General features: G+C 37.8%; 1 protein-coding gene. It reads left to right on the forward strand.

Annotated features, from left to right (window positions below):
* Window positions 1-50: 50 nt before the first annotated feature.
* The gene (locus J0A68_RS22395) at window positions 51-1,043 is read left to right on the forward strand and encodes a hypothetical protein (RefSeq protein WP_206580494.1); all 993 of its coding nucleotides are present in this window, start codon (window positions 51-53) and stop codon (window positions 1,041-1,043) included.
* Window positions 1,044-1,185: the final 142 nt, after the last annotated feature.

Raw genomic sequence — 1,185 nt, forward strand, 5'->3', positions numbered from 1 at the left:
AGGCGGCCTGGAGGAGGTTTTCTTTTTTTTCATGATTGAAACGGTTAAGAATGAATCAAAAAATTACCGCTTTTGGGCTGCTTATCGGAGAAACTACCGCAGGTTTAGTGCAACACGGGTTTTGCGTTAGTGGGCAGACAGTGCGAATAGAAACATTTGAGCAATTAATAAACTTTGGTGCTGGCAGACAATTTTTCGGTTTCAAAAGCCCGCCAATGCAAAGCCTTAAACCGTTGCCTTCAATTAAACCAATGCTAAACATTCTGCTATTTATAGCCATCATTTTAACAAGCTGTACTTCACAAAAGGCACTTGAATTGGAGGTGATTAATTCCACTTTCATTGACATGGTGGGAACCTATTACTACAATGAACCTGCACCACCAGCACCTTACAGACCAATTCATCCCGATTCCATATACAACGAAATTGAAGGTGAAATCGAATTGACAATTGAATTTGATGGAGAGAAATACGAATCTAAGGATAGTTTAACAAAAGCGAAAGAGTGGGAAATTGAACGTGATAGTTTACTGGATGAGTTCAACAATTTCGATTGGGAAAAATACAAACAAGATTCTATTGAATGGTATAAGCTACTCAATTACCCCAAAAGAGATAAACGCAATATTGTTTTACAAATTAAAGATTCGTTGATTGTCCCTCGACTTGATTTTCTTGACTTGTCTTATAGATTAACTGAAAAGGGTTTTAAAGAAAATTTTCTGCTCGATGATTCATGGAGAACTTTGACAATTAAATTGCTTAAATCCAAATTGAACAAAGCCCCCTTTAATTTTAGTGAGCTTTCAAAAATTGGAGATTATGATCTTAAACCCGTTAATTTTGAATCATCTGACCATGATCGAGTTGTCGCAACCCTAATATTTTCTAGAGTGGTTTTCAATCAAGACAAGAAACAGGCCTGTTATTATTACCAGGAGTATTGTGGGAGAAACTGTGGATATGGATATTTGGTGTTCGCTGAGCGAATTAATGGGAAATGGAAACTGAAAGCAAAGAGACAACTTTGGATTTCTTAAAATAAAAACTGAAGGTAACAACTAGGTTTTCTTTGCGTCCGCAGGACGAACAATGAAACCGATGTTGCACGGAACCGGGGAGGTTCCTATGGGGATTGAGTCGGGATTTTTGGAGCCGTTTGAGTAGGCTGTTCAGGTCAAA

The sequence above is a fragment of the Algoriphagus oliviformis genome (assembly GCF_017254915.1).
GTDB lineage: Bacteria > Bacteroidota > Bacteroidia > Cytophagales > Cyclobacteriaceae > Algoriphagus > Algoriphagus oliviformis.